This is a genomic window from Commensalibacter nepenthis (assembly GCF_029953305.1).
In the GTDB taxonomy this organism is placed as follows: Bacteria; Pseudomonadota; Alphaproteobacteria; order Acetobacterales; family Acetobacteraceae; genus Commensalibacter; species Commensalibacter nepenthis.
The window spans coordinates 2,233,177-2,257,772 of sequence record NZ_JASBAN010000001.1 but is presented as its reverse complement, the minus strand read 5'-3'; the positions used below and the strand labels follow the sequence as shown (position 1 = coordinate 2,257,772).

22 protein-coding genes are annotated in these 24,596 nt (G+C 37.0%); 14 read left to right on the top strand and 8 right to left on the bottom strand.

What is annotated here, in order from left to right:
- Nucleotides 1–63: 63 nt before the first annotated feature.
- On the top strand, nt 64–1,434 hold the full coding sequence (locus tag QJV33_RS10600; RefSeq protein WP_281463299.1) for a DHA2 family efflux MFS transporter permease subunit: 1,371 nt from the start codon (nt 64–66) through the stop codon (nt 1,432–1,434).
- A 9-nt stretch (nt 1,435–1,443) separates the two neighbouring features.
- Entirely contained in the window at nt 1,444–2,193 is a 750-nt protein-coding gene (locus QJV33_RS10595; protein WP_281463298.1) for a DUF4184 family protein, read from the top strand.
- 4 nt (nt 2,194–2,197) lie between these two features.
- On the opposite strand, the gene QJV33_RS10590 is transcribed toward QJV33_RS10595, so the two are convergent.
- Genes QJV33_RS10590 through thiD form a run of 3 tightly spaced genes read right to left on the bottom strand, consistent with a single transcriptional unit; the run spans nt 2,198 to nt 4,946 of the window.
- Complete coding sequence (locus QJV33_RS10590) at nt 2,198–3,136, bottom strand: retroviral-like aspartic protease family protein (RefSeq protein ID WP_281463297.1); 939 nt, start codon at nt 3,134–3,136, stop codon at nt 2,198–2,200.
- A gap of 1 nt (nt 3,137) precedes the next feature.
- Nucleotides 3,138–4,115, bottom strand: a complete 978-nt coding sequence (locus tag QJV33_RS10585) for a tyrosine recombinase XerC (RefSeq protein ID WP_281463296.1) — start codon at nt 4,113–4,115, stop codon at nt 3,138–3,140.
- Nucleotides 4,116–4,145: 30 nt separating this feature from the next.
- Complete coding sequence (thiD, locus tag QJV33_RS10580) at nt 4,146–4,946, bottom strand: bifunctional hydroxymethylpyrimidine kinase/phosphomethylpyrimidine kinase (RefSeq protein ID WP_281463295.1); 801 nt, start codon at nt 4,944–4,946, stop codon at nt 4,146–4,148.
- A 136-nt stretch (nt 4,947–5,082) separates the two neighbouring features.
- Here thiD and QJV33_RS10575 point away from each other — a divergent pair, with 136 nt between their 5' ends.
- From QJV33_RS10575 to QJV33_RS10555, 5 genes are all read left to right on the top strand, one after another.
- Entirely contained in the window at nt 5,083–5,775 is a 693-nt protein-coding gene (locus tag QJV33_RS10575; RefSeq protein ID WP_281463294.1) for a DUF421 domain-containing protein, read from the top strand.
- A 430-nt stretch (nt 5,776–6,205) separates the two neighbouring features.
- Nucleotides 6,206–8,425 (top strand): primosomal protein N', encoded by a 2,220-nt coding sequence (locus tag QJV33_RS10570; protein WP_281463293.1) that lies wholly within the window; start codon nt 6,206–6,208, stop codon nt 8,423–8,425.
- Nucleotides 8,426–8,485: 60 nt separating this feature from the next.
- A complete protein-coding gene (locus QJV33_RS10565; protein ID WP_281463292.1) occupies nt 8,486–8,764 on the top strand; it encodes a hypothetical protein in 279 nt (92 codons plus the stop codon).
- Nucleotides 8,742–9,143 (top strand): hypothetical protein, encoded by a 402-nt coding sequence (locus QJV33_RS10560; RefSeq protein WP_281463291.1) that lies wholly within the window; start codon nt 8,742–8,744, stop codon nt 9,141–9,143. Before QJV33_RS10565 ends, QJV33_RS10560 begins: the two co-directional genes overlap by 23 nt.
- Before the next feature lie 47 nt (nt 9,144–9,190).
- Nucleotides 9,191–9,454, top strand: a complete 264-nt coding sequence (locus tag QJV33_RS10555; RefSeq protein WP_281463290.1) for a hypothetical protein — start codon at nt 9,191–9,193, stop codon at nt 9,452–9,454.
- On the opposite strand, the gene QJV33_RS10550 is transcribed toward QJV33_RS10555, so the two are convergent.
- The gene (locus tag QJV33_RS10550) at nt 9,424–10,176 is read right to left on the bottom strand and encodes a helix-turn-helix domain-containing protein (protein WP_281463289.1); all 753 of its coding nucleotides are present in this window, start codon (nt 10,174–10,176) and stop codon (nt 9,424–9,426) included. The two genes, QJV33_RS10555 and QJV33_RS10550, sit on opposite strands and share 31 nt — an antisense overlap.
- A gap of 189 nt (nt 10,177–10,365) precedes the next feature.
- On the opposite strand from QJV33_RS10550, the gene leuA reads away from it, so the two are divergent.
- Nucleotides 10,366–12,033: a 2-isopropylmalate synthase gene (gene leuA / locus QJV33_RS10545; RefSeq protein WP_281463288.1), complete on the top strand. Its 1,668-nt coding sequence runs from the start codon at nt 10,366–10,368 to the stop codon at nt 12,031–12,033.
- 62 nt (nt 12,034–12,095) lie between these two features.
- On the opposite strand, the gene QJV33_RS10540 is transcribed toward leuA, so the two are convergent.
- Together QJV33_RS10540 and QJV33_RS10535 are read right to left on the bottom strand one after the other, a co-directional pair.
- Entirely contained in the window at nt 12,096–13,091 is a 996-nt protein-coding gene (locus QJV33_RS10540) for a 4-hydroxyproline epimerase (protein WP_281463287.1), read from the bottom strand.
- Nucleotides 13,092–13,166: 75 nt separating this feature from the next.
- Nucleotides 13,167–14,072, bottom strand: a complete 906-nt coding sequence (locus tag QJV33_RS10535; protein WP_281463286.1) for a dihydrodipicolinate synthase family protein — start codon at nt 14,070–14,072, stop codon at nt 13,167–13,169.
- 150 nt (nt 14,073–14,222) lie between these two features.
- On the opposite strand from QJV33_RS10535, the gene QJV33_RS10530 reads away from it, so the two are divergent.
- The 5 genes from QJV33_RS10530 to QJV33_RS10510 all read left to right on the top strand — a co-directional run bounded on the left by QJV33_RS10530 (nt 14,223) and on the right by QJV33_RS10510 (nt 20,685).
- Nucleotides 14,223–15,467 (top strand): NAD(P)/FAD-dependent oxidoreductase, encoded by a 1,245-nt coding sequence (locus tag QJV33_RS10530; protein WP_281463285.1) that lies wholly within the window; start codon nt 14,223–14,225, stop codon nt 15,465–15,467.
- A 39-nt stretch (nt 15,468–15,506) separates the two neighbouring features.
- Nucleotides 15,507–17,084, top strand: a complete 1,578-nt coding sequence (locus QJV33_RS10525; RefSeq protein ID WP_281463284.1) for an aldehyde dehydrogenase (NADP(+)) — start codon at nt 15,507–15,509, stop codon at nt 17,082–17,084.
- A 68-nt stretch (nt 17,085–17,152) separates the two neighbouring features.
- Nucleotides 17,153–18,769 carry an APC family permease gene (locus QJV33_RS10520; RefSeq protein ID WP_281463283.1) on the top strand — a complete coding sequence of 539 codons (1,617 nt, stop codon included), beginning with the start codon at nt 17,153–17,155 and terminating at the stop codon, nt 18,767–18,769.
- Nucleotides 18,770–18,924: 155 nt separating this feature from the next.
- Nucleotides 18,925–19,611 (top strand): GntR family transcriptional regulator, encoded by a 687-nt coding sequence (locus QJV33_RS10515; protein ID WP_281463282.1) that lies wholly within the window; start codon nt 18,925–18,927, stop codon nt 19,609–19,611.
- 87 nt (nt 19,612–19,698) lie between these two features.
- Nucleotides 19,699–20,685 carry an MYG1 family protein gene (locus QJV33_RS10510; RefSeq protein ID WP_281463281.1) on the top strand — a complete coding sequence of 329 codons (987 nt, stop codon included), beginning with the start codon at nt 19,699–19,701 and terminating at the stop codon, nt 20,683–20,685.
- 54 nt (nt 20,686–20,739) lie between these two features.
- Here the strand turns inward: QJV33_RS10510 and gabD are convergent, their stop codons facing one another.
- Entirely contained in the window at nt 20,740–22,188 is a 1,449-nt protein-coding gene (gene gabD, locus QJV33_RS10505; protein ID WP_281463280.1) for an NADP-dependent succinate-semialdehyde dehydrogenase, read from the bottom strand.
- A gap of 344 nt (nt 22,189–22,532) precedes the next feature.
- Here gabD and QJV33_RS10500 point away from each other — a divergent pair, with 344 nt between their 5' ends.
- Nucleotides 22,533–23,630 carry a branched-chain amino acid aminotransferase gene (locus QJV33_RS10500; RefSeq protein WP_281463279.1) on the top strand — a complete coding sequence of 366 codons (1,098 nt, stop codon included), beginning with the start codon at nt 22,533–22,535 and terminating at the stop codon, nt 23,628–23,630.
- A gap of 449 nt (nt 23,631–24,079) precedes the next feature.
- On the opposite strand, the gene QJV33_RS10495 is transcribed toward QJV33_RS10500, so the two are convergent.
- Nucleotides 24,080–24,583: a hypothetical protein gene (locus QJV33_RS10495; RefSeq protein ID WP_281463278.1), complete on the bottom strand. Its 504-nt coding sequence runs from the start codon at nt 24,581–24,583 to the stop codon at nt 24,080–24,082.
- Nucleotides 24,584–24,596: the final 13 nt, after the last annotated feature.

The window sequence follows — 24,596 nt, the reverse complement described above, 5'->3', positions numbered from 1 at the left end:
ATTACTACGACAATAATTTAATCGTCTAAATCAATCACACTAAATGAATTTATTCGCATCGTCATGAACGCTATTAACCAAGATAAACAAAAAACTCTGTTACCGATTGTTGCGGCGATTGCTTTTTTTATGGCATCCTTGGATACAACATCCGTCAACACGATTATCCCTTATTTATCGACTATTTTTCACTCGCCATTAGCAACCACAAAGAATATTATTATTTTCTACATGATTGCGAATTCTTTATTTATTCCGTTGACAGGCGTTTTATGTGAAAAATATAGCTGCCGAATAATATTTTGTGTTGCTTTATCCATTTTTACACTTGGTTCGTTGCTGTGTGGCATTTCAAGCACCATGAATGAATTATTAGCCGCCAGAGTTGTTCAAGGTATAGGTGGGGCATTAATGTTGCCCGTCGGACGATTGGCGGTTATACAAACATTTCCCAAAGACCAATTAATAAAAGCGTTGAGTATGGTAACGATCCCTGGGCTTATGGGACCATTAATTGGTCCCATTGTGGGGGGGATTATTGCTTCATATTTAAATTGGTCTGTCATTTTCTTTATCAATATTCCATTTGGATTGGCTGGTATTTATTTTGCACTTAAACATTTCCCCACTCAGAGTGATAAAGCCGTAAGCATCGATAGATGGGGATATTTGATATTCGCATCTGGAATTGCATTGCTAACCTATGCGCTCAGTCTATATAGTGAAACAACAGCTTATACGACCCCTTCGCTTATTTTTTGTGTTGGACTCATATTACTTGCTGCCTATTGGGTTAGGTCTTTATACCATGATTACCCTTTATTTAGCCCAAAACTCTTTAAAATTAAAAGTTTTTCAATTGGAATTCTGGGAAATTTAGTTGCTCGTCTGGGGTGTGGCGCGGTGCCGTTCATGATCCCTTTGATGTTACAACGATTATTAGGGTTATCCCCTGTTGCCTGTGGTATGGCAATGTTACCTTTGGCTGTTGCTGCGATGGTTGCAAAACCTTTTGTTTCAAAAGCAATCAAATTGATGGGATACCGTAATTTTCTATTTATAAATACCCTTGTTCTGAGTGCATCTTATGTATCTTACTGCTTGGTTAATGAGCATTCTGGATGGATTTTGATCTCTACACTAATGTTTATCACAGGCTTTGTAAATTCAATGCAATTTACCGCCATGAATACGGTAACAGTTTTGGACTTATCCCCCAAAAGACAACCCGCAGGCAGCTGTTTATTATCAACTGTGATGCAAGTTTCAATGGCTTCTGGTGTTGCAATTTCTGCTATTTTATTAACGTTGGATGAGACTGTTCACCTTCATGCCTTACCAGCCATACATTTTCACTTTACATGGTTATATCTTGGAATCATAACGGTTATTAGTGCGTTTATCTTTGTATTACTACCTAATAAAAGAATATAGGTCTTCACAATGCCTTGGACATTTTCTCATCCAGCCATTGTGTTTCCATTGAAACAATCTAGAATGGGAAAATTCCTAGATTTGCCAGCTTTGGTAATCGGCAGCATATCCCCTGACCTGTTTTATTCTGTTGGTTTATTTAAACTAGCTACAAGAGCGCATCATTTTATAAGCTGGTTTTATACTGCATTTCCTTTATGTATCGTGCTTTTTATTGTTATTTCAATCCTTTCGAGGAGTTTAAGCAAAATACTACCCATACCTATTGAACCCAATAAGCAATGGAATGTTATAAACTGTATCGTCATTGCTTGTTCTCTATTTATTGGTGCTGCCACGCATATTCTTTGGGATGGTTTTACCCATGAAACAGGTAGCTTTGTTAGGAGTATCGACTTCTTACAATATAATTTAATGAGTATCATAACAGATACACAAGAGTTACGAATATATAAATTTTTACAATATATCGGCTCTATTCTTGGGTTAATCTATCTTTATTTGAAATACAGACACTATCAACGAAACCTAAAATTTTCCGAACAAAAAGAAAATATCAAAAAGCTTTATCAACTCTGTAAACTAGCTATATTCTCTCTAGGAATTAGCGCACCTTTTGCATTATATCTTGCTCAAACCAATACAGCTTTTAATATTAATAAATTTGTTTTTCATGAGTTAAGAATAGCTGAGCTTATTTTCTTTTCACTTATTTTTATTGTTGCTTTGTGGCTTCATAACCGTCAAATGAAAGACTAATATTTCATTTCCCCTTAATCCCATTATTCATAAAAAACAGCCTATGACGGGAATAAGATACCCAAACATGACGACTTGCGAACCAGTCTGAACCAATCAGCATATTTGTTGAATCTTGAAGTGGAGAAACGGTTAAGATTGGATTATGCTCTATATCTTGTCCCAACTGAAATGTTTTAAATTTATGCCAGTAATATCGCGTGCTGCGCATATCCACGCCACTTGCAATACCGCCCGGATCTTGGGTTAAAATATGATATGGAACACCAATTTTTATAGCAGTTTCAAATTTGACAATCCGAGAGCGCGCACCACTATCTAATAGTGCTATCAAAGGGTTATTATCCACTTTAACAACCACAAAAGGACGATGACCGACCATTTTCAATGGCACGGACTGCATTTGATCCCCCCAAAAAGGAGGAACATGGCATAACATAGAATAAGATTGAATATTCCAAAAAGACAATATTCCAGATTTGATATTAAAATCTAAATCAAAATGCGATAATATATCCCCACCAATTAAACCAATAACTGGAATATCCAACCTAGGGGAAGTTGGTAAATTTCCCAAAGGCACTGACAAAGGACCAACGGTTAATTGCCCCAATTTCATTTGTCGAATAAACACGTTCTTAACAAGCTCTTGCCCACCTCTGGGACCTTGAACCACCGTTTGACGATTGGGGTCAATGGGAAGATTTAATAATTTTGCCCCTTCTGGAGAAATCAAACTGCCTTCTGAACCAGTATCCACCACCATATTGAATGGATGACCATTGATGTTCACGGTTATTAATAAAAATCCACCAACATCTTGCAAAGGCACCTGTCCCAATTTTTCATAATCACAGGAGCTTTGAGCTTGCACATGGGATGGAACGGCACAGAGAAATAATATAAATAGGCTTAACAGGTACAATATCAAAGATTTTTTCATATTATTTGTCCTGACGTGCGCGGGGATGTGCATTTTTCCATATTTTTAACAAATGAGCTTCGTCCATCAATGTGTATTTTTGTGTTGTTGAAAGGCTTGCATGACCCAGTAAAGTTTGAATTGTTCTAAGGTCTCCGCCATTTTGCATAATATGCGTAGCAAAAGAATGGCGTAATGCGTGAGGTGTCGCCAATTCCGATAATCCCATCATACGGCGATAGTCTCGCATTGTTTTTTGTGCAATCGAAGGATTAAGCCGCTTACCTCGTAATCCAATAAATACAGGATTTTTACCCTCAGCAATTCCTGGGTAATGTTTTTTCCATTGCAGCAAGGCTTCTGCAACCATCGGTAAAATAGGAATTAGACGTTCTTTATTCCCTTTACCGATAACACGCAATACTCCCCCTTCTACATCAAGTCTCGCATGATGTATATCAACCCAATCCAGTCCCAACGCTTCTGATAAGCGTAGCCCACAACCATATAGCAACGTAAATAATGCGATATCTCTGTGTTGAGCGGTTGGAGATTGATCTAAAATCGCAATATCTTTGGCAAGTGTCATGGCCTCCTCTTGGGATAAAGGATGAGGCAAAGTTTGTTTTGTCTTTGGCGTACTAAGTAACGTCGCCGCACTATTCTCAACCTGATGATACAATGCAAGATAGAGATAAAATGATTTGAGGGCAGACAAACGACGGCGACGTGTGCGAATAGCGGCATCTTGAGTATGTCTCCCATGCCCTAAACGCGGATTATTTAGTGCTTTTTCGTTTTCATGAGCCAGCCAAGAACGCAAGTCTTTATGAGATATTTTTGATAAAGTATTTTTGGTGGGGTCTTCACCCACATGCTGTGTTAAAAACCCTAAAAATCGTGTTAAATCTTGTTGATACGCTATTAAACTATGTTCAGAAGCCCTGCGGCTATGTTTCATCCATCCCAAGAACTGTTGTAGTAACTCAAAAGCCAACATTCAACTTACCTTGATCCATAATTAAATATATTATTGATTCCATAAATTACAAAAATGATGTAATGGACCGTGTCCATGTCCAACAGATAATTGATTACTTGATTTTAATGCACATTCCAAAAATCCTTTTGCTTTTTCAACCGCTTGAGGGACATTCATCAAAGGTAGCAAAGCGGTAATAGCCGAGGACAACGTGCATCCAGTCCCATGGTCATTTTTCGTGATAATTCGATCACCCACAAATTCGTGTGTTTCTTGTGAATTACATAATACATCACGACAAATAGTACCTGTTAAATGTCCGCCCTTTAACAAAACCCATTGAGGTTTTAATTGTAACAATGTTTTTGCTTCTTGTTCCATATCTTCTATGGGAATTGGCTCTTTTTTATTTAATAAAACACAAGCTTCTGGGATATTTGGGGTCACTATTGTGACTTGAGGTAATAAAATCTCTTTGATAGCCAAAACAGCCGTTTCATCAATCAAGGGATCACCACTTTTTGCCACCATAACGGGGTCTAATACCACGTTTTTAACATGATATTGTTTTAATTTAGAAGCCACAACTTGAACAATTTCAGCATTCGCCAACATTCCGATTTTTACAGCATCTACGATAATATCGTCAAACACAGCATCTATTTGATCACCAACGAAATTTGCATCTATGGTTCGATACGACCTAACCCCTTGTGTATTTTGAGCAACCACAGCTGTAATCACAGACATTGCATAAGTTCCAAGTGCAGAAAAAGTTTTAATATCTGCTTGAATACCTGCACCACCACTAGGGTCTGTACCTGCAATTGTTAAGATATTTTTAATCATAAAACTTATTCCTTTTAAAATATATAATTCGTCTTATCTAACTATTTGGTATAACTTAGAAATAACTTTTCATAAATTGCTTATCTGTTAGTTTATAAATTAAATTGAGTATTGTCTTGATAATAAAGAGGCTTTGATGACATATTTTGCGTTGGTTTTCCTTAAATTTATACTTGGATTTATTATTGTCATTTGTTATTTTAATCTTTCGGGTAAAACTCAAATCTCTCAAATGACACCAATTGACTTAATTGGTAACTTTATTCTTGGTGGCATTATCGGTGGTGTTATTTACAGCGATACCATTCCACTACATACCTATGTTATTGTATTAATTATTGGCACGCTATTAATGCACTTACTTAACAAAGTTGCTAAGGAATTTGAGATGTTTCGTTCTTTCACCTTGGGCGATCCGATTGTTATTGTCAAAGATGGTCAATTAAAAGTCGATACAATTAATAATAAACAAAACAAAATTGATATTATCAACCTTTTATCTATTTTACATTCTCGAGGCATAGGCTCAATTCAAGAGATTCATTATGCTCAATTAGAACCTAATGGGCAATTAACTATTATCGAAAAAGATCAAAATGAACCTTCAGTAATATTGATCCTCAGGGGGGAAATCCAACGATTACCGTTGGTATTACTGGAAAAGGATGATGATTATGTTAACCATTTATTAGAACAGAATAATTTAAAATTAGAAGATATATTTATTGCAGAATATTATGGCAAACATATCATCATTACTCTCAATGATTGTAAAAAATTAACAGTTCCAGCAATTTTAATGACTGAGAAAAAAGTAGATAACCAATAAATTTTAAATAAATATCTATTTTATCTCAATAAAATATAATTATTATTTTGTTTTGAGATAAATAGTAAGTCGTTTTCTTTGTCACATCATGATATTCTTTTACTATATCAATATAAGTTATTAAATTATTATTCACAATGTCCTCAAGCGTAGCGGAAAGAATGCGCATTTTTTTAAATGAAGTCACAATTTTTTCCAAATCCCCAGCAATGGCAATAGAATTCCAAAAAAGACAATATTCGTCACAATAAAAATATAGCTTATCCTTACCATCGCTTTGCCATTGATGGGCATATTTATCTAAATAAACAAAATATACTCTCTTTATCTCTTATGATCCTATCATATACCAATTCTATCTATTTAAATTGACTGTAATGTTATAACTTATCATATTCAATTTATCTTCCATTGAAATACGTAAAATATTATGTCCTCTTCTCCCATTCTTCCAGTATTATTGACTTATCCTTTCAAAGAACCATTTTATTATCAATTACCTTTAGAGCTCGAATATGAAACGCTACTACCGGGTACTATTGTCATGGTTCCTTTGGCTAATCGGGAAGAAATTGGCGTTATTTGGGAAAAACATATTTTACCAAAAGGAATTGCTTTACCTGAAAGCGAACCAAAAAAAATAAAGAAAATAAAGCCTATTTTATCTGTTTTACCCATTCCTCCTTTGCCTTCTATACTATTGGAATTTATAGATTGGGTTGCCGCTTACACACTTTCTCCATCAGGACTCGTTTTAGCCATTGCATTACGAGGCATTCAAACCTATGCCTCCACCAACACTCCCAAAACTGGCTGGATTTTATCAGATATTCAAACCAATACACTCCGTATGACCCCTGCCCGTGAGAAAATTATTCAGTTTCTAAAGGACAAAGAAACTCCCTTTACCACTGGCTTTTTAATAGATGCATTGCAAGTCAGTTCCAGCGTTATTCAAGGTCTTGCCAAATTGGGTGTTCTTGAAGAAAGATTATTACCCCACCATTCTCCTTTTTTAGAGCCTAATCCCTCATTTCATATCCCTTTATTATCCGATGAACAACAAGAAGCTGCTGATTTCCTAAGTAACAAAGTAGAAGATAAAAAATTCTCTGTCACTTTGTTACAAGGGGTAACCGGATCAGGAAAAACCGAAGTCTATATGCAAGCCATTGCAACCTGTATTAAACAAAATCATCAAGTTTTAATTCTACTTCCCGAAATCGCGTTATCTTCACAATGGGTAGAACGCTTTGAAAAACGTTTTGGAGTTAAACCCGCGCTGTGGCATTCTGATTTAACCAATAAGCAACGCAAATTAACCTGGCAAGCTGTGATTAACAATGAAGTATCTGTTCTTGTTGGGGCAAGGTCTGCTTTATTTCTCCCCTTTACCCATTTGGGATTAATTATTATTGATGAAGAACATGAAACCTCCTTTAAACAAGAGGAAGGCATCATTTATCATGCCAGAGACATGGCGATTGTCCGTGCCAGATTATCCAATTGCCCAGTAGTTCTCGTTTCTGCTACACCTTCTCTTGAAACCCTAACCAACGCCTATCATGGTAAATACCATCATTTAACCTTGACTGCACGTCATGGAGGGGCATTAATGCCCGATGTGCAAATCATCGATTTACGCGCAACCCCACCGCATAGAGGATTGTTCCTATCCCCTCCTCTCATTACAGCCACTCAACAACGATTGGGAAAAGGCGAGCAAGTTTTATTTTTTCTTAATCGTCGTGGTTATGCTCCTTTGACACTTTGTCGGGCTTGTGGTCACCGTTTGGAATGCCCTCACTGCTCCGCTTGGTTGGTGGAACATCGCAGCACTCAACGATTAGTATGCCATCATTGTGAGTATTTTATTCCCATTCCCAAAGAGTGTCCTCATTGTGCCGCTCCAGATAGTATGGTTCCAATTGGTCCAGGCATAGAACGTATTACCGAAGAAGCTCGTGCCACGTTCCCTGATGCCAAAATCTTGGTTATGTCGAGTGATAATTTAACCAGCCCCAAAGCCACCGCTGAAGCTATTCGTCAAATTGACCAGAAAGAAGTCAATCTTATTATCGGCACCCAAATTGTTGCCAAAGGATGGCATTTTCCGTTTCTAACATTGGTAGGTGTTATTGATGCCGACCTTGGGTTAAGTGGCGCAGATTTAAGAGCCTCGGAAAAAACATTACAATTATTACATCAAGTCGGCGGACGTGCTGGACGCGCGCAATCTACTGGGATCGTCATGTTGCAAAGTTATTTAGCCGATCATCCTGTTATGGAAACTCTAGTTAAAGGCGATTTTAACGAATTTATGCTACAAGAAGCCGCCGAACGACAAATGGGCTTTTGGCCTCCTTATGGTCGCTTGGCTGCGATTATTGTTAGTGCCGATACGAATGATGAAGCCATGCAAATCGCGTATGAGCTTGGACAAAATGCCCCTCAAATGGAAGGAGTCATTGTTCTGGGCCCTGCCCCTGCTCCTTTGGCTTTGTTGAGAAATCGCTATCGACAACGGTTATTGCTCAGAACCCAAAAACATATTGCTATTCAACCTATTTTGCACCAATGGTTATCCAGCGTAAAAGCCAAGAAAAGCGTTAAAATTGATATTGATATTGATCCTATTTCGTTTTTGTAATATTATTTAACAGCATATTTTATGTAAAGTATGTATTTTTTAATTATAAAGGCAAGGCTAATGAAATTTAATCAGCAAGATTATAAGGGGTTAATAGAACGTGCAATACATGATATTTTTTATTCAAATGCAACAAATGAAAGTAAAATTGTAATAACTCGAAAATATGCTGAAATCTGTATAAGAAAAATACTTGATATACCACAAAAAGAAGACGTTTCCCTTGGATATAAAACAATTAAAAATCAAATCAAAGAACTTAACTTACAAAATGGTTTATTAGCCAACTCTATTGAAGAAATACGAAAATTCGGGAATGATTGTACTCATACACAATGATTGTACTCATACACAATTTACAGGAGAAGTTTCAGAAAAAGATGTTGAAAATATAAATAAGGCACTATTAAATTTATATGCTGTAATTTTTATTTTATATTTCCGAAAACATAAATTTGGCTCTAATCTAACAGTAATAAGTATATTTTCTATTCTACCACCAATGTTAAGATTTATTGTTTTAAACTATTTATATGAATATGAAGAAGATAAAAACAATATAGCAGTTATTGATAAACTATGCTTAATTTTATGTAAAAATTTTAATAAAGAAAAAGCTTTAGAATGGCTTGAAGAACAAAGAAATCACTTAGAGAAGTGCCCATGCTATACACAAGAAAGCATTAATCAACTTAAAAAAAGTGTGGAAATACCATAGCAGAAGAAACTATTTCTAATGCACCTAAAAATATGTACGTTTTATGTTTGGAAAAAATAGAAAAAATTTCAGGAATTATTGAAAAAGAAGGTCAACGTTATACAAATTTTGAAGATGCAAAACAACTTTACTTAAAAGAAAGTAATAAACTCGACACTACCTTAGAAGAAAAGGATTTTAAAGATATAATGGATTTTATTTATCTTGGTAGAAGAATTGAAGAAAACGAAAAGCTTCATGAACAATATGATGATAAATATTTTTTCAAAATTAATTTGTTTCAAACCTTACCCATCACCTTATTCACATAGTCCCTCGGCGTAAATCCTAGCCTTTGCTTAAACACGGTCGTAAATGCACTGGGACTATCATAACCCACTTGTAACGCAACTTGAGTAATCGGTTCGCCAGAGGTCAACAACTCCAAAGCAACTTGCATGCGTTTTCTGCGTAGCCATTCGATAAAACTTAATCCTGTTTGTTTATAAAATTGACGTGTTACCGTACGATCACTAACTTTTAAGCGTTTAGAGAAATCAGCTACAGACCATGGATAATCTAAATTTTCAGAAATATAATGACAGATCATTTGATACTCTGGGTCTTTTGGATAAGGCAATTCAAATGCATATAAATCCGACAAAGATCGTAACTCATTTAAAAACAGCTCAATCGTCCATTCCTCAATAGAATGTGGTAAATAATTGCTATCGATCCCTACCAGATTCGGCATCAAAGCGTGCATTAACGGTGAGACATTAACCACTTGGGTTTTATAAGGAAAATCTGCACGCGCAAACGGATCGACATAAATACTATATAAAGACGTGTCCTTCAACATCGTCAGTTTATGGGTTGCCCCAGCAATAATCCAAATACCGTCTTTTTCAGTCACCACCGAACAGCTGGCCTGCGTTTCAACACGAATAAGCCCTTTTTTAATCACCAATAACTGAACACATTCATGCCGATGTAAATCATCTTCGAAATGTTCGCTTAAAAAATGATATTCTTTAACGGATAAAAGAGACAAAATAAACGCACCATTGATACTATATATTAACAAACCAACATTAATTTACTACAATTTTAATAGCGATTACAGAATAAATTGTCCATTTCAAGCAAAAATATGTCTGGGCTTCAAAAGCAAAACAAACGAATCTTAGTTATACTGATTTCAATCATCATAAATATAAAAACATTTTAAAAGGTAAAACCAATGTTGACTAATCCAGAAACAAAATATCGTCCATTTAATGCTTTTCCGTTTCCTGAACGCACATGGCCCAATAAAACCATCACAAAAGCCCCGATTTGGTGTGCAGTGGATATGCGCGATGGCAATCAATCTTTGATTAACCCAATGGATCATGATCGTAAAATCCGTTTTTTTAAATTATTGGTTGATTGTGGGTTTAAACATATTGAAGTCGGCTTCCCATCCGCATCGGATACAGAATTTAATTTTGTTCGTTATTTAATCGATAACAACATGATCCCTGATGACGTTACTATTCAAGTATTAACCGCTGCCAGACCAGAGCTAATCGAACGCACATTTGAATCCTTAAAAGGCGCAAAAAAAGTTGTTATTCACGTTTATAACGCCATCGCAGAAATCTTCAGACGAATTGTGTTCAATAAATCTCAAGATGAAATTATTGATATGGCAACCACAGCCACTCAATTGGTTGTTGAATATTGTGCTAAGAACCCAGAAACACATTGGACATTTGAATATTCTCCTGAAAATTTCTCTTTGGCTGAAATGGATTATGCAATTCGTATTTGCGAAACAGTAGCAAATGTTTGGAAGCCATCCGAGCAAAGACCAATGATTATCAATTTACCCAGTTCTGTAGAAGCCAGTACTCCGAATGTCTTTGCCGATCAAATTGAATATTTTTGCACGCATTTTTCACAAAGAGATAAAATTTGCATCAGCGTGCATCCTCATAATGACAGAGGCACAGGCATTGCCGCTGCGGAACTTGCATTATTAGCGGGTGCTGATCGTGTCGAAGGGTGTTTATTCGGAAATGGTGAGCGTACGGGTAATGCTGATTTGGTTATCTTAGCATTAAATCTATATTCACAAGGCATTCACCCAAATTTAGATTTTCATGACATCAAGCATATTGGTGAAGTCGTCAAAGAATGTAATGAACTTCCCATCCATCCAAGACATCCTTATGTCGGGGATTTAGTTTTTAGTGCTTTTTCTGGCAGCCATCAAGATGCAATTAAAAAAGGATTTCAAAATCGTCAAAAACAAAATCATGCTTATTGGGAAATGCCTTATTTGCCAATTGATCCTGCTGATTTAGGCTGCAGCTATGAAGCGGTTATTCGTGTCAACAGCCAATCTGGAAAAAGTGGTGCTGCATGGATCTTACAACAAAATCACGGAATTGAGCTTCCTCCCCATTTACAACGTGAATTCAGCACGGTTGTTCAACAAAAAACAGATCAATCAGGGCATGAATTAACCCCTGCTGAAATCTGGTCTATTTTCCGTGAACATTATGGATTAACAGGACAAAATAAACTGACTTTGCAAGAATTCAATGTCGAACAAAATACACCCAACAACACTAAGTTAAAATTGACATTAAATATTCATGGTAAAAAAACCACCATGGAAGGTGAAGGAAACGGCGTATTATCTGCAGGAACAGCAATTTTAAAAGAAAAAACCCATTTGGATTTTCGTATTGTCGAATATAATGAACATACATTAGGCAAAAATAGCGATAGTCGCTCTATCAGCTATATTAAATGTTCTAATAAAACGGGGGAAAGCTTTTGGGGCGTTGCAATTGATAATGATATTTTAAGCTCTTCTTTAAAAGCATTATTAAACGCCGTCAGTAAGTTTATAGACTAATTTATTAAAAAAGCTTCTGGTATATGATTTATATCAGAAGCTATAATTATTGTTCCAAGTGATTAAACGATTTGAAAGCCTTTATGAAAAGGATCTTCTTGGTTAATCCAAATCGTATTAAATCCTGTTGAAATCGCACTTCCTTGAATTAAAGGAAGAATAGCAGGTTTTCCATTGATATCCGTTTCTGCTGCAATCGTTGCAATAAATTGACTGTGAATATAACTTTCATGAGTAAATGCCTCACCCACAGAAAGTTGTTTTTTATGCCATAAATGCGCTATTCTTGCCGAAGTCCCTGTGCCACATGGACTGCGATCAATAGCTTTATCTCCATAAAACACAGCATTACGACCACGCAAACGATCTGTTTGAGGGTCTGCCCATAACACATGGCTTACCCCCTTAATTGTTGGATCCAAAGGATGTACAGGTTGAATGGCTTCACGCATCAATGTACGTACAATCGGACTATATTTCAAAATTGCTGCAGCACCGAGTTGATCGATACTATGGTAATTTCCCTGAGGTTCAATAATTGCATAAAAATTTCCACCATAGGCCACGTCTACTTGTAAAGAGCCAAGTTCGGGCACGTCAATCATAATCCCAGTTGTCTCAACAAAAGCAGGAATATTATGAATGGTTACAGCAGTAATTTTATTACCTACATATTGATAATCAATTTCAATAATCCCCGCAGGAACCTCCAGCTTTAATTTTCCAGGCGTTCTGGGTTGTATCAATCCATGTTCCAGCCCAAAAGTGACCAATCCAATTGTTCCATGCCCGCACATTGGTAAACAACCACTGGTTTCAATAAATAAAATACCAGCATCTGTATCCTCTTGTGTAGGAGGATATAAAAAACCGCCTGACATCATGTCATGCCCACGAGGTTCAAAACATAATCCCGTTCTGATCCAGTCAAAACGGTTTAAAAAATCCTGCCTACGCTCGCTCATATTTTTCCCTTTTAATAAGGGCGCACCACCCGCAACCAATCGTACTGGATTTCCTGCTGTATGGCCATCTACACAAAAAAAAGTATGCTGCATATTATTAATTTTCAATTCAAATAAGGGAAAGAATATAAGCATCATCTGGGATTTTCACCCCAGATTCACATAAACCTAAGCCGCAGTTGATAATAAAGTTGGACGTGTTTGAGCTGCTTTTTCAACCATCTCTATAATTTCTTTACGACGATCCCCTTCTAGAATATGACGTGGCTTACGAACACGTTCATTACCACGACCCATAATTTGTTCAGCAAGTTTAATACATTGAACCAAATCATGCACTGCATCCAAATGTAACAAAGGCATAAACCAACGATAAATTGCCAAAGCCGTTTTTAAATCACCTTTTTCTAAAGCAGCTACTAAAGCTACAGATTCTTGTGGGAATGCACTGGTCAGACCTGAAATCCAACCTCTTGCACCTAGTAATAATCCTTCATAAGCCACGTCATCTAAACCAGCCATCATTAAATACCGATCGCCAAATTCATTATATAAATCTGTGTAACGTTTCGTATCCGCAGAGCTTTCTTTAACAGCAACGATATTTTTAACATCTGTTAATTGCGATAAAACATTCGCACCAATATTCACACGATAGGCATTAGGATTATTGTAAAGCATTAATGGTAAATCCGTAGCTGCGGCGATTTCTTTGAAATGTGCAACCAGTTCGTTTTCTTTTGGCACATATACCATTGCTGGCAATACCATTAAACAATCAGCACCGATTCGTGTTGCTTCTTTGGCAAATTTAACGCCACGTCCCGTTGTTAATTCAGAAATTCCAACAATAATAGGAACGCGTTTGTTGACAACTTCGCATGCTGCCTCAAGAACGCGAATCTTTTCTTCTGGTTCCAAAGAGTTATTTTCACCACAAGTGCCCATGACCACCAGACCATGAACACCGTCTTTAATAAGTGCATCTAATACATCTTGAGTTGCTTTGATATCAATAGAAAGATCAGGAGCAAATTGTGTGGTTGCTGCTGGGAAAACGCCGGTCCATTTCATTGTATATTTCCTTGTTAAATTAAAATGAAATTCTCTTCAGAATGTTACTTGTATTTTTTTACAAACAAGTTGTATTCTAATACATATTGTATATCGTATACGAAATACAAAGATGTTTGTATATAAAATTTTTGTGAAGAGCGAAAAAATATGCCAGAAATACAAAATAACCAAATAGTCATTATTGGTGGTGGTATTATCGGTCTGCTTTGTGCAATCAACCTGCAACGCGCTGGAATGAAAGTCACCATTATTCAAGATCAGCGATTTCCTGCGTCTTATGGAAATGCTGGGCATATTGCTATTGAACAAATTATGCCACTGGCAAATCGTAAAAATGCCCTCACAGGATATAAAAAACTTACTTGTATGGGAGGGGCTTTGGATATTGGTTGGCAATATCTGAATGTATGGTTTCCTTGGTTTGCAAAATATTTAAAAGCTAGCTTTTCGCAAAAACAAGTCAAAGAAGGTAAAGAATCCATCAAATCTCTTCTGAATCACTCTGTACCATCATGGAAAAGAGTATTGGATTCTATTCATCAATCTGACCTTTTGGTGCTTGATGGACATTATGTGATTTATCATGATAAAAACAAAGGAGAACAGGGCTGCAATGATTGGAAAAATGCTGATATTGGCACAGCAACAATTCATTCTATGGATCAACATATTTTAAATAATATCAGCCAACAACTCAGCACCCAACCTGTTAGAGGTCTTTGTTTTAAAAAAACGGGGCAAATAAAGAATGTTTCAACATTATTAAAAATTTTCCAAAATCATTTCATTGAGCAAGGTGGAATTTTCAACAATGACCATGTAAAGACCATTCAACCAGATAATGGGCAGACTAAACTTACCTTCAGTAACAATATTTCTATCACTTATCCAAATGTTTTGATTTGTGCGGGGGCAAGGTCTGGCGAATTATTAAAAGATATGGGGGAACATTTTCCCGTCATCGCCGAGCGTGGCTATCATATTGAGTGGGAGCATGACGGCTCTTATAACTTACCTCCACTGGTTTTCGAAGATTATTCTTTTATTGTGACACAATTCGAAAATCGTTTGCGCTTAGCTTCTTATGTTGAATTCACGAAATTCAACTCAAAACCAGATGAGCGTAAATGGAAACAATTAGAGGATTATGCCAATAAGTTTGGTTTTTCAAGAAAATCAGAATTTAAACGGTGGGTTGGTGCACGCCCAACTTTACCAGACTATCGACCTGTTATCGGTAAAAGTAAGAAAAATCCTGGTTTATTTTTTGCCTTTGGTCATCAACATCTTGGATTAACGCTGGCAGCTATTACGGGCGAGATCATGACTGATCTAGTCATGGGCAAGCAACCAGCACTATCCATATCCGCTTTTCGACCAGATCGATTTTAATTTTTATCTTTCTAATTATCTTTAAGGAGAAATAATTTAATGCATATTACTGGAAATCTTTTGATTGCTGGACAAGCTATTCAAACTTCAAAAACATACAAAGCGATTAATCCTGTAACCAATCAAGAACTTGATACTGAATTTTATTGTGCCAATCAGGAACATATAGATCAAGCATGTAAAGCAGCTTTTGAAGATTTTGATAGTTATCGATCTTTACCTTTGGAAAAACGTGCAGAATTTTTAGATAAAATTGCAGAGAATATCGAAGATTTAGGAGATATTTTAACGACACAAACGCGTCTTGAAACTGGTCTTCCAGAAGCGCGGGTCAAAGGCGAAACGGGTCGCACGGTCAATCAATTACGCTTATTTTCCAGTGTGGTACGCCAAGGGGATTGGATGGATTTACGTTTTGATCCAGCCTTACCAGAGCGTGCACCTCTGCCTCGCCCTGATTTGCGTCAACGCCGTATTGCGATTGGTCCTGTTGCTGTATTTGGTGCCAGTAATTTCCCCCTAGCCTTTTCAGTCGCAGGTGGAGATACAGCTTCAGCCTTGGCAGCAGGCTGCCCTGTTGTTGTGAAAGCACACCCTTCTCATCCAGGAACCAGCGAACTCATTGGACAAGCAATTACCAAAGCCGTCAAAGAATGTGGTTTACCGAGTGGTGTTTTTTCTTTGATTGGTGGAACAGGTAATGACGTGGGTGAGTTTCTTGTTAAAAATCCTTATATCTGTGCAATTGGTTTCACAGGTTCAATGAGTGGAGGCACCGCATTAATGCGTCTTGCGTCTGAACGTCCTATTCCAATTCCTATCTTTGCTGAAATGGGAAGTATTAACCCAGTTTACTTATTTGAACATGCCTTACAAAGACGTGCTGAAGCCATTGCCAAAGGATTTGTTGCTTCTTTAAGCATGAGTGCTGGGCAGCTTTGCACCAATCCTGGTTTGATTATCGTTAAATCAGGCACTGCTTTGGATGATTTTTTGAAATATGTCAAAGAAGAGCTCGCTCAAACACCAACATCGACAATGCTCAGCCCTTCTATTCATCAAGCATTCCTTAAAGGAATACAACGTTTAACAACCACCAAAAATGTTGAAGTGGTTGGAACTGGAAAAGACAGTTCCTCTCCTAATCAATGTCAAACTCTGATCTGTCAAACAGATGTTCAAACTTTCATGAATACGCCTTGTTTGTCAGAGGAAATATTCGGAGCAGCTGCTTTAATTGTAACGTATGATAATATTGATGAACTGCATCAACTTACTGAGAATTTACAAGGGCAACTTACAATCACATTGCATATCGATCCAGAAGATATTCAAACAGCGCAATCTTTCATGCCTATTATGGAACGTAAGGCAGGACGAATTTTAGTCAATGGATGGCCAACAGGTGTTGAAGTCTCCTCCACCATGGTTCATGGCGGACCCTTTCCTTCAACCAGCGACAACCGTATGACCTCTGTTGGCACTGCAGCAATAGAACGTTTTTTGCGCCCTATTTGTTACCAAAACTTCCCTTCTTCATTACTCCCTATACCGTTAAAAGACACATCGATATCTGACTTTAATCACCGTGTTGATGGAAAATACGTTAAGAAATAATCCCATAAAACCAAGGACATTTCGGAAATATAGGAAAATCTATGATATAAGCTAAAAGGAAATGCAATATGAATAAGCATTCTAAGAATTTTAAAAAATCACTATCGCTACTTGACCTCATGATGATTGGGCTCGGTTCTATTTTCGGCTCTGGTTGGCTGTTGGCCGCATCCCATGTTTCCACTATTGCAGGACCTGCGGGCATATTGTCTTGGGTTATTGGTGGTTTCGCCGTTTTGCTGCTTGGGTTTATTTTTTGTGAACTTGGTGCAGCATTACCCCATGCTGGCGGTGTTGTCAGCTATCCTGCTTATTCCCATGGATCTGTTGTCGGGTTTTTAACGGGATTAATAACGATTATTGCATATTCCAGCTTGATTTCAATCGAAGCCATTGCAGCCAGACAATATGCCTCTGCATGGTTTCCCTTTTTAAGTGCCAATAGTGCTGGCGATGCCACCGTAATTGGTTGGATTGTTCAAGCTATTTTACTAGCAGGCATGTTTTATTTAAATTTAGTGGGGGTAAAGGCTTTTGCCAAAGTAAATAATATTCTTAGTATTTTTAAATTTATCGTTCCCACTTTAATTATTATTTGCTTATTATATTTCTCAAGCTCTGCTAATTTTACCAGCGCTGGCTTTGCCCCTTTTGGCAGCAAAGGCATTGAAGAAGCAATTTCAACGGGTGGGGTTATTTTTGCTTATTTAGGATTAACACCCATTGTTGCAGCTGCTGCTGAAGTTAAAAACCCACAACGCAGCATTCCTTATGCTTTAGTAGGGTGTATTGTTTTATCAACTATTATTTATGTTTTACTACAAGCCTCTTTTATCGGCAGTATTCCAAGCAGTTATATCAGCAAAGGATGGGGTTCGATCAGCGACTCTTTCGTATTACCATTCCATGATATTGCATTAATTTTAGGTATTGGCTGGTTGGCAAAATTAGTTGTTATTGATGCTATTATCTCCCCCAGCGGCACTGGTAATATTTATATGAACACAACCTCCAGAGTCATTTTTGCATGGGCAAAAGACGGTTCTTTCTTTAACAAATTTGCGCATGTTGATGAAAAATCTGGGGTTCCAACACCTGCTTTATGGCTAACCTTTGCTTTATCTTTGTTTTGGACATTACCATTCCCATCATGGAAAGCCTTGATTGGCGTTGTATCTTCTGCATTGATGCTTAGCTATGCGCTTGCTCCTATTTCTGCAGCATCTTTACGCAAAACTTCTGGACAAATTGAACGACCTTTTTATCTGAAAGGAATGGGGATTTTATCACCAATTGCTTTTGTAATCGCATCCTTGATTGTATATTGGTCTGGTTGGCAAACAGTTTCTTGGTTATTGGGTTCTCAACTCTTATTAGGATGCATCTATGTTATTTCCAAAATGATTGCCAAAGATACAACAATCTTTATCAACCTAAAATCAGGTGCTTGGTTAATGATTTACTATACGGGTATGATTATTGTATCGGCTATGGGTGATTTTGGTGGATGGGAAGTATTCTCTCATATTGAAGGATTAAGCGCAGTCGCCGTTGTTGCTTTGATTTCTTACTTTATTGGTGTGAATACGGGTCTAAGCCCTGTGACGCATGAGCATGAAGTCGAACATCAGTCTCTAGAATTAAGCAATTTTCAAGAAAAAGAGCTTATTGATGCCAGTGTGTAAGGCTGTTTTTTAAATCACAGAAATAAAATAAAGAGCATTATATTGCTCTTTATTTTTATAATATATTACCGATTATCTTTGTTTAATTTGCTTAAAAGATAGGTTCGCTGTATATTGTATACAATATATTATTTCAAACGGATTTAGTTATTTAAATGCAAGCCCCTCGCTCTGATCTTCCATCTCACAAATCTACCATCATAGTACAATCTATTGCCGATCAGGTTTATAACTTTGTCAGAAGAAATATTCTTATCGGAGAATTTGCACCTTTATCCCCTATTCGCCAAGATATTATCGCCGCTCAATTAGGGGTCAGCAAAATCCCATTACGTGAAGCTCTGGCAAAGTTGGAGCATGATGGCTTGGTGCAATCAAGCCCTAATAAAGGTTTTTTTGTCCGTCCGATTAGTGCTGCTGAGGCAAGAGAAGTTTTCTTATTACGACTAAAATTAGAACCTGATGCAACCGTTGAAGGGGCGCTTGCTGCAACGCAAGCAGATCAAGAAGAAGCAAGGCAAGCATTGCTTGAATTGGAAGCCGTACAAAGCCAAGTCGGAAATCCAGAACATGTCCGATTTAACCGTAAATTTCATATTGCTTTGATGTCCCCCAGCATGGGACAGATTACCTATCACATTATTAATCAAATCAGTATCTTGGCAGAACGGTATGTTCGTTTACATATCGAACCCTATGGGCGAGATAAACATGCCATTCAAACCCATAGAGAATTATTTGAAGCTTGGCTAGATAAAGATACCAAATTATTAAGAAAACTTGCTAAAGAGCATTTGCAAAATACTTTGCACGATTTAGAAGAAGAACTGAAACATCCATAGGATCAATTTAAACTCGCATCCCTTTTCATTTTTCTTTATGATACTTATGTATAATATACACATTCTTAATTTCTTACAGGAGCAACTATGCCTGACGCAATGATACACCCTTCTGATTCTTTAACAGAAGGACTGATGGATCGGAACAAAGAACTTTTAATTGTTACCCATAATGGGCGTTTTCATATTGATGATGTATTTGCCTTTACGACCCTAGCCATCGCGTTAGACCTCGACAATCGCCCTTTTAAAGTAGAAAGAACTCGTGATACCGAAATCATTGAAAAAGCTGACATTGTTTTTGATGTGGGCGGTATTTTTGACGGAAAACGCCGTTTCGACCATCACCAAATTGGCGCACCTGAACGGGATATTAAACAAACACCCAAAGGGATCGAAGGCACTATCCCCTATAGCTCTGCTGGATTAATATGGCGTGCATTCGGATTGGATGTTGTGCAAAAGCTTGCTCCTGATCTTGATGATAAGTCTCGTAAAATCGCTCATAATGTTATCGAAAAAGCCCTTGTTATTCCCATTGATGCCATTGATAACGGCAAAATGCACCCAGAAAATGGATTGAATTTTTCTTCTATTATTAACGTATTCAACCCACCGTGGGATACCGATGATTCTTCAACACAATTGGAACGCTTTTTTGAAGCGTCTAAAATTGTTCGCACCGTATTAATCTATCAATTAAATATTGAATTTGCACGCCTCAGAGCGATTGGTTGCACCGAAGAATCTTATAAAGAAAGTCCAGATAAGCGTATTTTAATGCTGCCTCGTTGGATGCCTCATATTTATCCAATTTTTTCCAACGCATGGGTCACACAGCTCGTGATCTATCCTGCTGAAAATGAATGGCGTATTGGAACAGTTCCTATTCGTATGCACGGAAATGATCGTCGTAAACTATTCCCAGCTAGTTGGGGAGGACTTGAGGGCGAAGCACTAGCCGCAGAAACAGGAATACCAGGATCTAAATTTGTTCACAAAGGCTTGTTCATCGCCGTTGCTGAAACAAAAGAAGCCGCCATTGCCATGGCTGAAAAAACATTAGGCGGTTAATTAATAAATAAAAAGGGCTATTTAGATATCTCTAAATAGCCCTTTTTATTTACTCTATTGCTTTATACTTAAGCAAAGATATTTAATCTCAAGATAATCTTCGATACCGTATTTAGAGCCCTCACGACCTAAACCTGAGGCTTTAACGCCACCAAAAGGTGCCATTTCATTTGAAATCAAGCCAGTATTAATACCAACCATTCCATATTCTAATTCTTCTGAAACTTTGATAATCCGAGACATATCATTCGCATATAGATAAGAAGCCAATCCAAATTCTGTATCATTTGCTAGGCGGACAACTTCTTCATCTGTTTCAAAACAAAACACAGGTGCCAAAGGTCCAAAGGTTTCTTCTTTGGAAACTACTGCATTGGCTGGTACATTCGCAAGAATAGTAGGTTCAAAGAAATTACCCCCCAGTGCTTTACCACCAGCAGCAATGGTTGCCCCTTTAGAAACTGCATCTTCGATATGTTCTTGAATTTTTGCCACCGCTTTGGCATCAATCATTGGTCCAATGGTAACCCCTGCTTCGGTTCCATTACCAATTTTTAATTTACCAACAGCAACTTTTAATTTTTCAACAAAGGCATCATAAACCCCCTTTTGAACATAGAGACGATTGGCACAAACACATGTTTGTCCAGCATTTCTATATTTAGAAACCATCGCCCCTTCGACAGCGGCATCAAGATCAGCATCATCAAACACGATAAAAGGTGCGTTTCCGCCCAATTCCATTGATGTTTTCTTAACCGTTGCAGCACAGTTTCTCATTAATTCAGCACCAATTTCCGTAGATCCTGTAAAGGTCAATTTACGAACGATTGGATTTTCACAAAGTTCATCACCAATAGCTTTGGCTGCACCTGTGATAATGTTTAAAACACCAGCTGGAATACCTGCTTCTTCAGCCAACACTGCTAATGCAAACGCAGAATATGGTGTAGCCGTTGCTGGTTTTAAAACCATTGTACAACCCACAGCCAACGCTGCCCCTGCTTTACGAGTAATCATCGCATTAGGGAAGTTCCAAGGAGTAATAGCCGCAGTAACACCAATCGGTTGTTTTAAAACAACAACACGTTTATCCCCCATATGACCTGGAAGCACATCGCCATACACACGTTTGGCTTCTTCAGCAAACCATTCAAGATAAGACGCACCATAAGCAATTTCTCCTTTGGCTTCTGCCAAAGGTTTACCTTGTTCCAATGTCAATAATAATGCAAGGTCTTCTTGATTTTTCATAACCAGATCATACCAACGACGCAAAATAACAGAGCGTTCTTTGGCTGTTTTTTTACGCCATTGAATTTGTGCTTTTTCTGCTGCTTCGATTGCTCTGCGCGTTTCATCTGTACCCATCTTAGGCACAGTACCAATCACATCATTTGTCGCAGGATTTGTTACATTAATCGTTTGACCACTATCTGCATCAAGCCATTGTCCGTTAATATAACATTGTTGACGAAATAAGGATGGATTTTTTAAATTCATAATAATTTCTTTCGCATTTGACCTAGTATTTATCGTGATTCATCAGGGTTATAATTCAGATAATTGAATAATTGCTGTATATTTTCTTTTAATGAACTGTAACCTTAAAATTGCTCACCCTATATAAATTAACCTATTCTAGCTGTTAATCCTATATATAATAAAATCACATTCAAGTGCGTTATCGTTTTATATATAGAATTGCAATTTATCATAAAATATGTTTGATTTATAATCATTGTAACAAATATAATTTTTTAAAGCTATTGCATATAAAAGAATTTTGTTATTCTATATTTTGTAATAAAATTACACAAACCAGTTAATTAAAGAAAGATAAGAAAATGAGCTCTGAGAAAAGCCTTTCTATTATAGTTGAACAAAATCCATCCCCTGCATCAGAAGCACAAAGACAATCTATTTTACAAGATCCTGGTTTCGGAAAAGTCTTTACAGATCATATGTTGCTTGTTCATTATAACGAAGAAAAAGGCTGGCATAATGCACATATCAAACCTTATGGAAATATTAGCCTAGACCCCGCAGTATGTGTATTTCATTATGCACAAGAAATATTTGAGGGGTTAAAAGCATATAAAGCAAAAGATGGTCGTATCTTGTTGTTTCGTCCAGAAGCCAATGCAAAACGCTTTATGAACTCTGCCAAACGTATGGCGATGGCACCTTTACCAGAAGATCTTTTTTTACAAGCCATTCATGAATTTGTTAAAATAGAAAAAAATTGGATTCCAGATCAATCAGTTGGCTCTTTGTACTTACGTCCATTTATGATTGCCAGCACACCTTATTTAGGGGTTAAACCATCCCCTGATTATTTATTTATGTTAATTGCCTCTCCTGCTGGCTCTTATTTCTCCAAAGGTGCAAAGCCCGTAACTGTATGGGTTTCTGAGTTTTATACTCGTGCAGCCTCTGGTGGAACAGGAGAAGCCAAATGTGGTGGCAACTATGCAGCAAGTCTTGTTGCACAACAAGAAGCAACAAAAAATAATTGTGATCAATTGGTGTTCCTCGACGCTGCTGAACATAAATGGATCGAAGAAATGGGTGGGATGAACATTTTCTTTGTTTTCGATGATGGCTCTTTATTAACCCCTCCTCTAGGAGGCACCATTTTACCAGGCGTTACTCGTAATTCCATTATTACGCTTGCTAAGGAAAAAGGATTAACCGTTCGTGAAGAACGGTATTCAGCCGAACAATGGATCAAAGATATTCAAAGCGGCAAAATCCGTGAAGTATTTGCTTGTGGTACAGCCGCAGTTGTTACACCTATTGGATTTGTTAAAAATAAAGAGGGTGAATATCAAATCCACAATGGAAATCCTGGCACTTTGACCCAAGAAATTCAAAAAATGCTCGTTGATATTCAATATGGTAATGCACCAGACACCCACGGTTGGGTAAAAGAAATTAAATAACAGTTCTGTCGACACCTTCTGATGACTATATGTTCAAATCAGAAGGTGTATTATTACAATACAGAATTATTTTTCATTAATATACTATAAAAACTTGCATAATTATGTGAATTTTATATTCTTAACTGTGTCGAATTTATTTCTGGAGACATAAGATATTATGAAATTAGTTGCTAAAAAAATTACGTTATCCTGGGCGTATATGCTGGTTTATTAACTGCTGGTATGTCTTCATCATACTTACATGCACAGCAACTTAATCGTGAATAAATTGTAAATAGAGTGAATATTTTTGAAACACTCGCACCAAAAAAAGCTGGTATCATTGCCAATATCCCAAGTTACTTGAGAAAAAGCTAAAACATCACAAAGCGAAAAATACTCATTAAATTTGTAATATTCGCAAAATTAAGGATCAATTTGTCTTAGCGTTCTTTTATACAAAAACTCTATTTATAATCTTTAAATTTAGCTTTCTCGATACATTGATGAAAGCGTGCCAGCATACTAGGTAATCCTGTTAAATCAACCATAGAAACAGGATTTTTTTGATATTCTAAGAATGCAAATTGCCCGTAAGACAAAGATTGTAATAGGCGTTTAAAATTAATTTCACTTAACCTATTCATTGACATATTTTTATCCATAGCTTGCATGACAAAAATAAAATGTTGCTTGCCCACCGTAATTGCTGCTTTTGATTCTGTTTTAGGCACTAAATTTCCTTGCTTGTTCCAAAGCAACAACCCGACACCTTCATCATTACTTTTAAATCCCAACGTCAAATCATTAGAAAGCGCGAAACATGAAGTGATTTTTTTTGATTGCTCATCATAATAGTGAAACGCAGACCAATTCCCATCTTTTCCATCTAGGTAATACATAGGTTGCGCAGCATGCGCCGTAATAGAACCCATAACAATAGTTATAATCAAAAGTAATTTTTTATTCATTATGTATGCACCA

Excerpts from the sequence above, each read along its gene's own strand:
- QJV33_RS10600 (WP_281463299.1), top strand. The coding sequence starts at position 64 with ATGAACGCTATTAACCAAGATAAACAAAAAACTCTGTTACCGATTGTT.
- QJV33_RS10595 (WP_281463298.1), top strand. The coding sequence starts at position 1,444 with ATGCCTTGGACATTTTCTCATCCAGCCATTGTGTTTCCATTGAAACAA.
- QJV33_RS10590 (WP_281463297.1), bottom strand. The coding sequence starts at position 3,136 with ATGAAAAAATCTTTGATATTGTACCTGTTAAGCCTATTTATATTATTT.
- QJV33_RS10585 (WP_281463296.1), bottom strand. The coding sequence starts at position 4,115 with ATGTTGGCTTTTGAGTTACTACAACAGTTCTTGGGATGGATGAAACAT.
- thiD (WP_281463295.1), bottom strand. The coding sequence starts at position 4,946 with ATGATTAAAAATATCTTAACAATTGCAGGTACAGACCCTAGTGGTGGT.
- QJV33_RS10575 (WP_281463294.1), top strand. The coding sequence starts at position 5,083 with ATGACATATTTTGCGTTGGTTTTCCTTAAATTTATACTTGGATTTATT.
- QJV33_RS10570 (WP_281463293.1), top strand. The coding sequence starts at position 6,206 with ATGTCCTCTTCTCCCATTCTTCCAGTATTATTGACTTATCCTTTCAAA.
- QJV33_RS10565 (WP_281463292.1), top strand. The coding sequence starts at position 8,486 with ATGAAATTTAATCAGCAAGATTATAAGGGGTTAATAGAACGTGCAATA.
- QJV33_RS10560 (WP_281463291.1), top strand. The coding sequence starts at position 8,742 with ATGATTGTACTCATACACAATGATTGTACTCATACACAATTTACAGGA.
- leuA (WP_281463288.1), top strand. The coding sequence starts at position 10,366 with ATGTTGACTAATCCAGAAACAAAATATCGTCCATTTAATGCTTTTCCG.
- QJV33_RS10540 (WP_281463287.1), bottom strand. The coding sequence starts at position 13,091 with ATGCAGCATACTTTTTTTTGTGTAGATGGCCATACAGCAGGAAATCCA.
- QJV33_RS10535 (WP_281463286.1), bottom strand. The coding sequence starts at position 14,072 with ATGAAATGGACCGGCGTTTTCCCAGCAGCAACCACACAATTTGCTCCT.
- QJV33_RS10530 (WP_281463285.1), top strand. The coding sequence starts at position 14,223 with ATGCCAGAAATACAAAATAACCAAATAGTCATTATTGGTGGTGGTATT.
- QJV33_RS10525 (WP_281463284.1), top strand. The coding sequence starts at position 15,507 with ATGCATATTACTGGAAATCTTTTGATTGCTGGACAAGCTATTCAAACT.
- QJV33_RS10520 (WP_281463283.1), top strand. The coding sequence starts at position 17,153 with ATGAATAAGCATTCTAAGAATTTTAAAAAATCACTATCGCTACTTGAC.
- QJV33_RS10515 (WP_281463282.1), top strand. The coding sequence starts at position 18,925 with ATGCAAGCCCCTCGCTCTGATCTTCCATCTCACAAATCTACCATCATA.
- QJV33_RS10510 (WP_281463281.1), top strand. The coding sequence starts at position 19,699 with ATGCCTGACGCAATGATACACCCTTCTGATTCTTTAACAGAAGGACTG.
- gabD (WP_281463280.1), bottom strand. The coding sequence starts at position 22,188 with ATGAATTTAAAAAATCCATCCTTATTTCGTCAACAATGTTATATTAAC.
- QJV33_RS10500 (WP_281463279.1), top strand. The coding sequence starts at position 22,533 with ATGAGCTCTGAGAAAAGCCTTTCTATTATAGTTGAACAAAATCCATCC.
- QJV33_RS10495 (WP_281463278.1), bottom strand. The coding sequence starts at position 24,583 with ATGAATAAAAAATTACTTTTGATTATAACTATTGTTATGGGTTCTATT.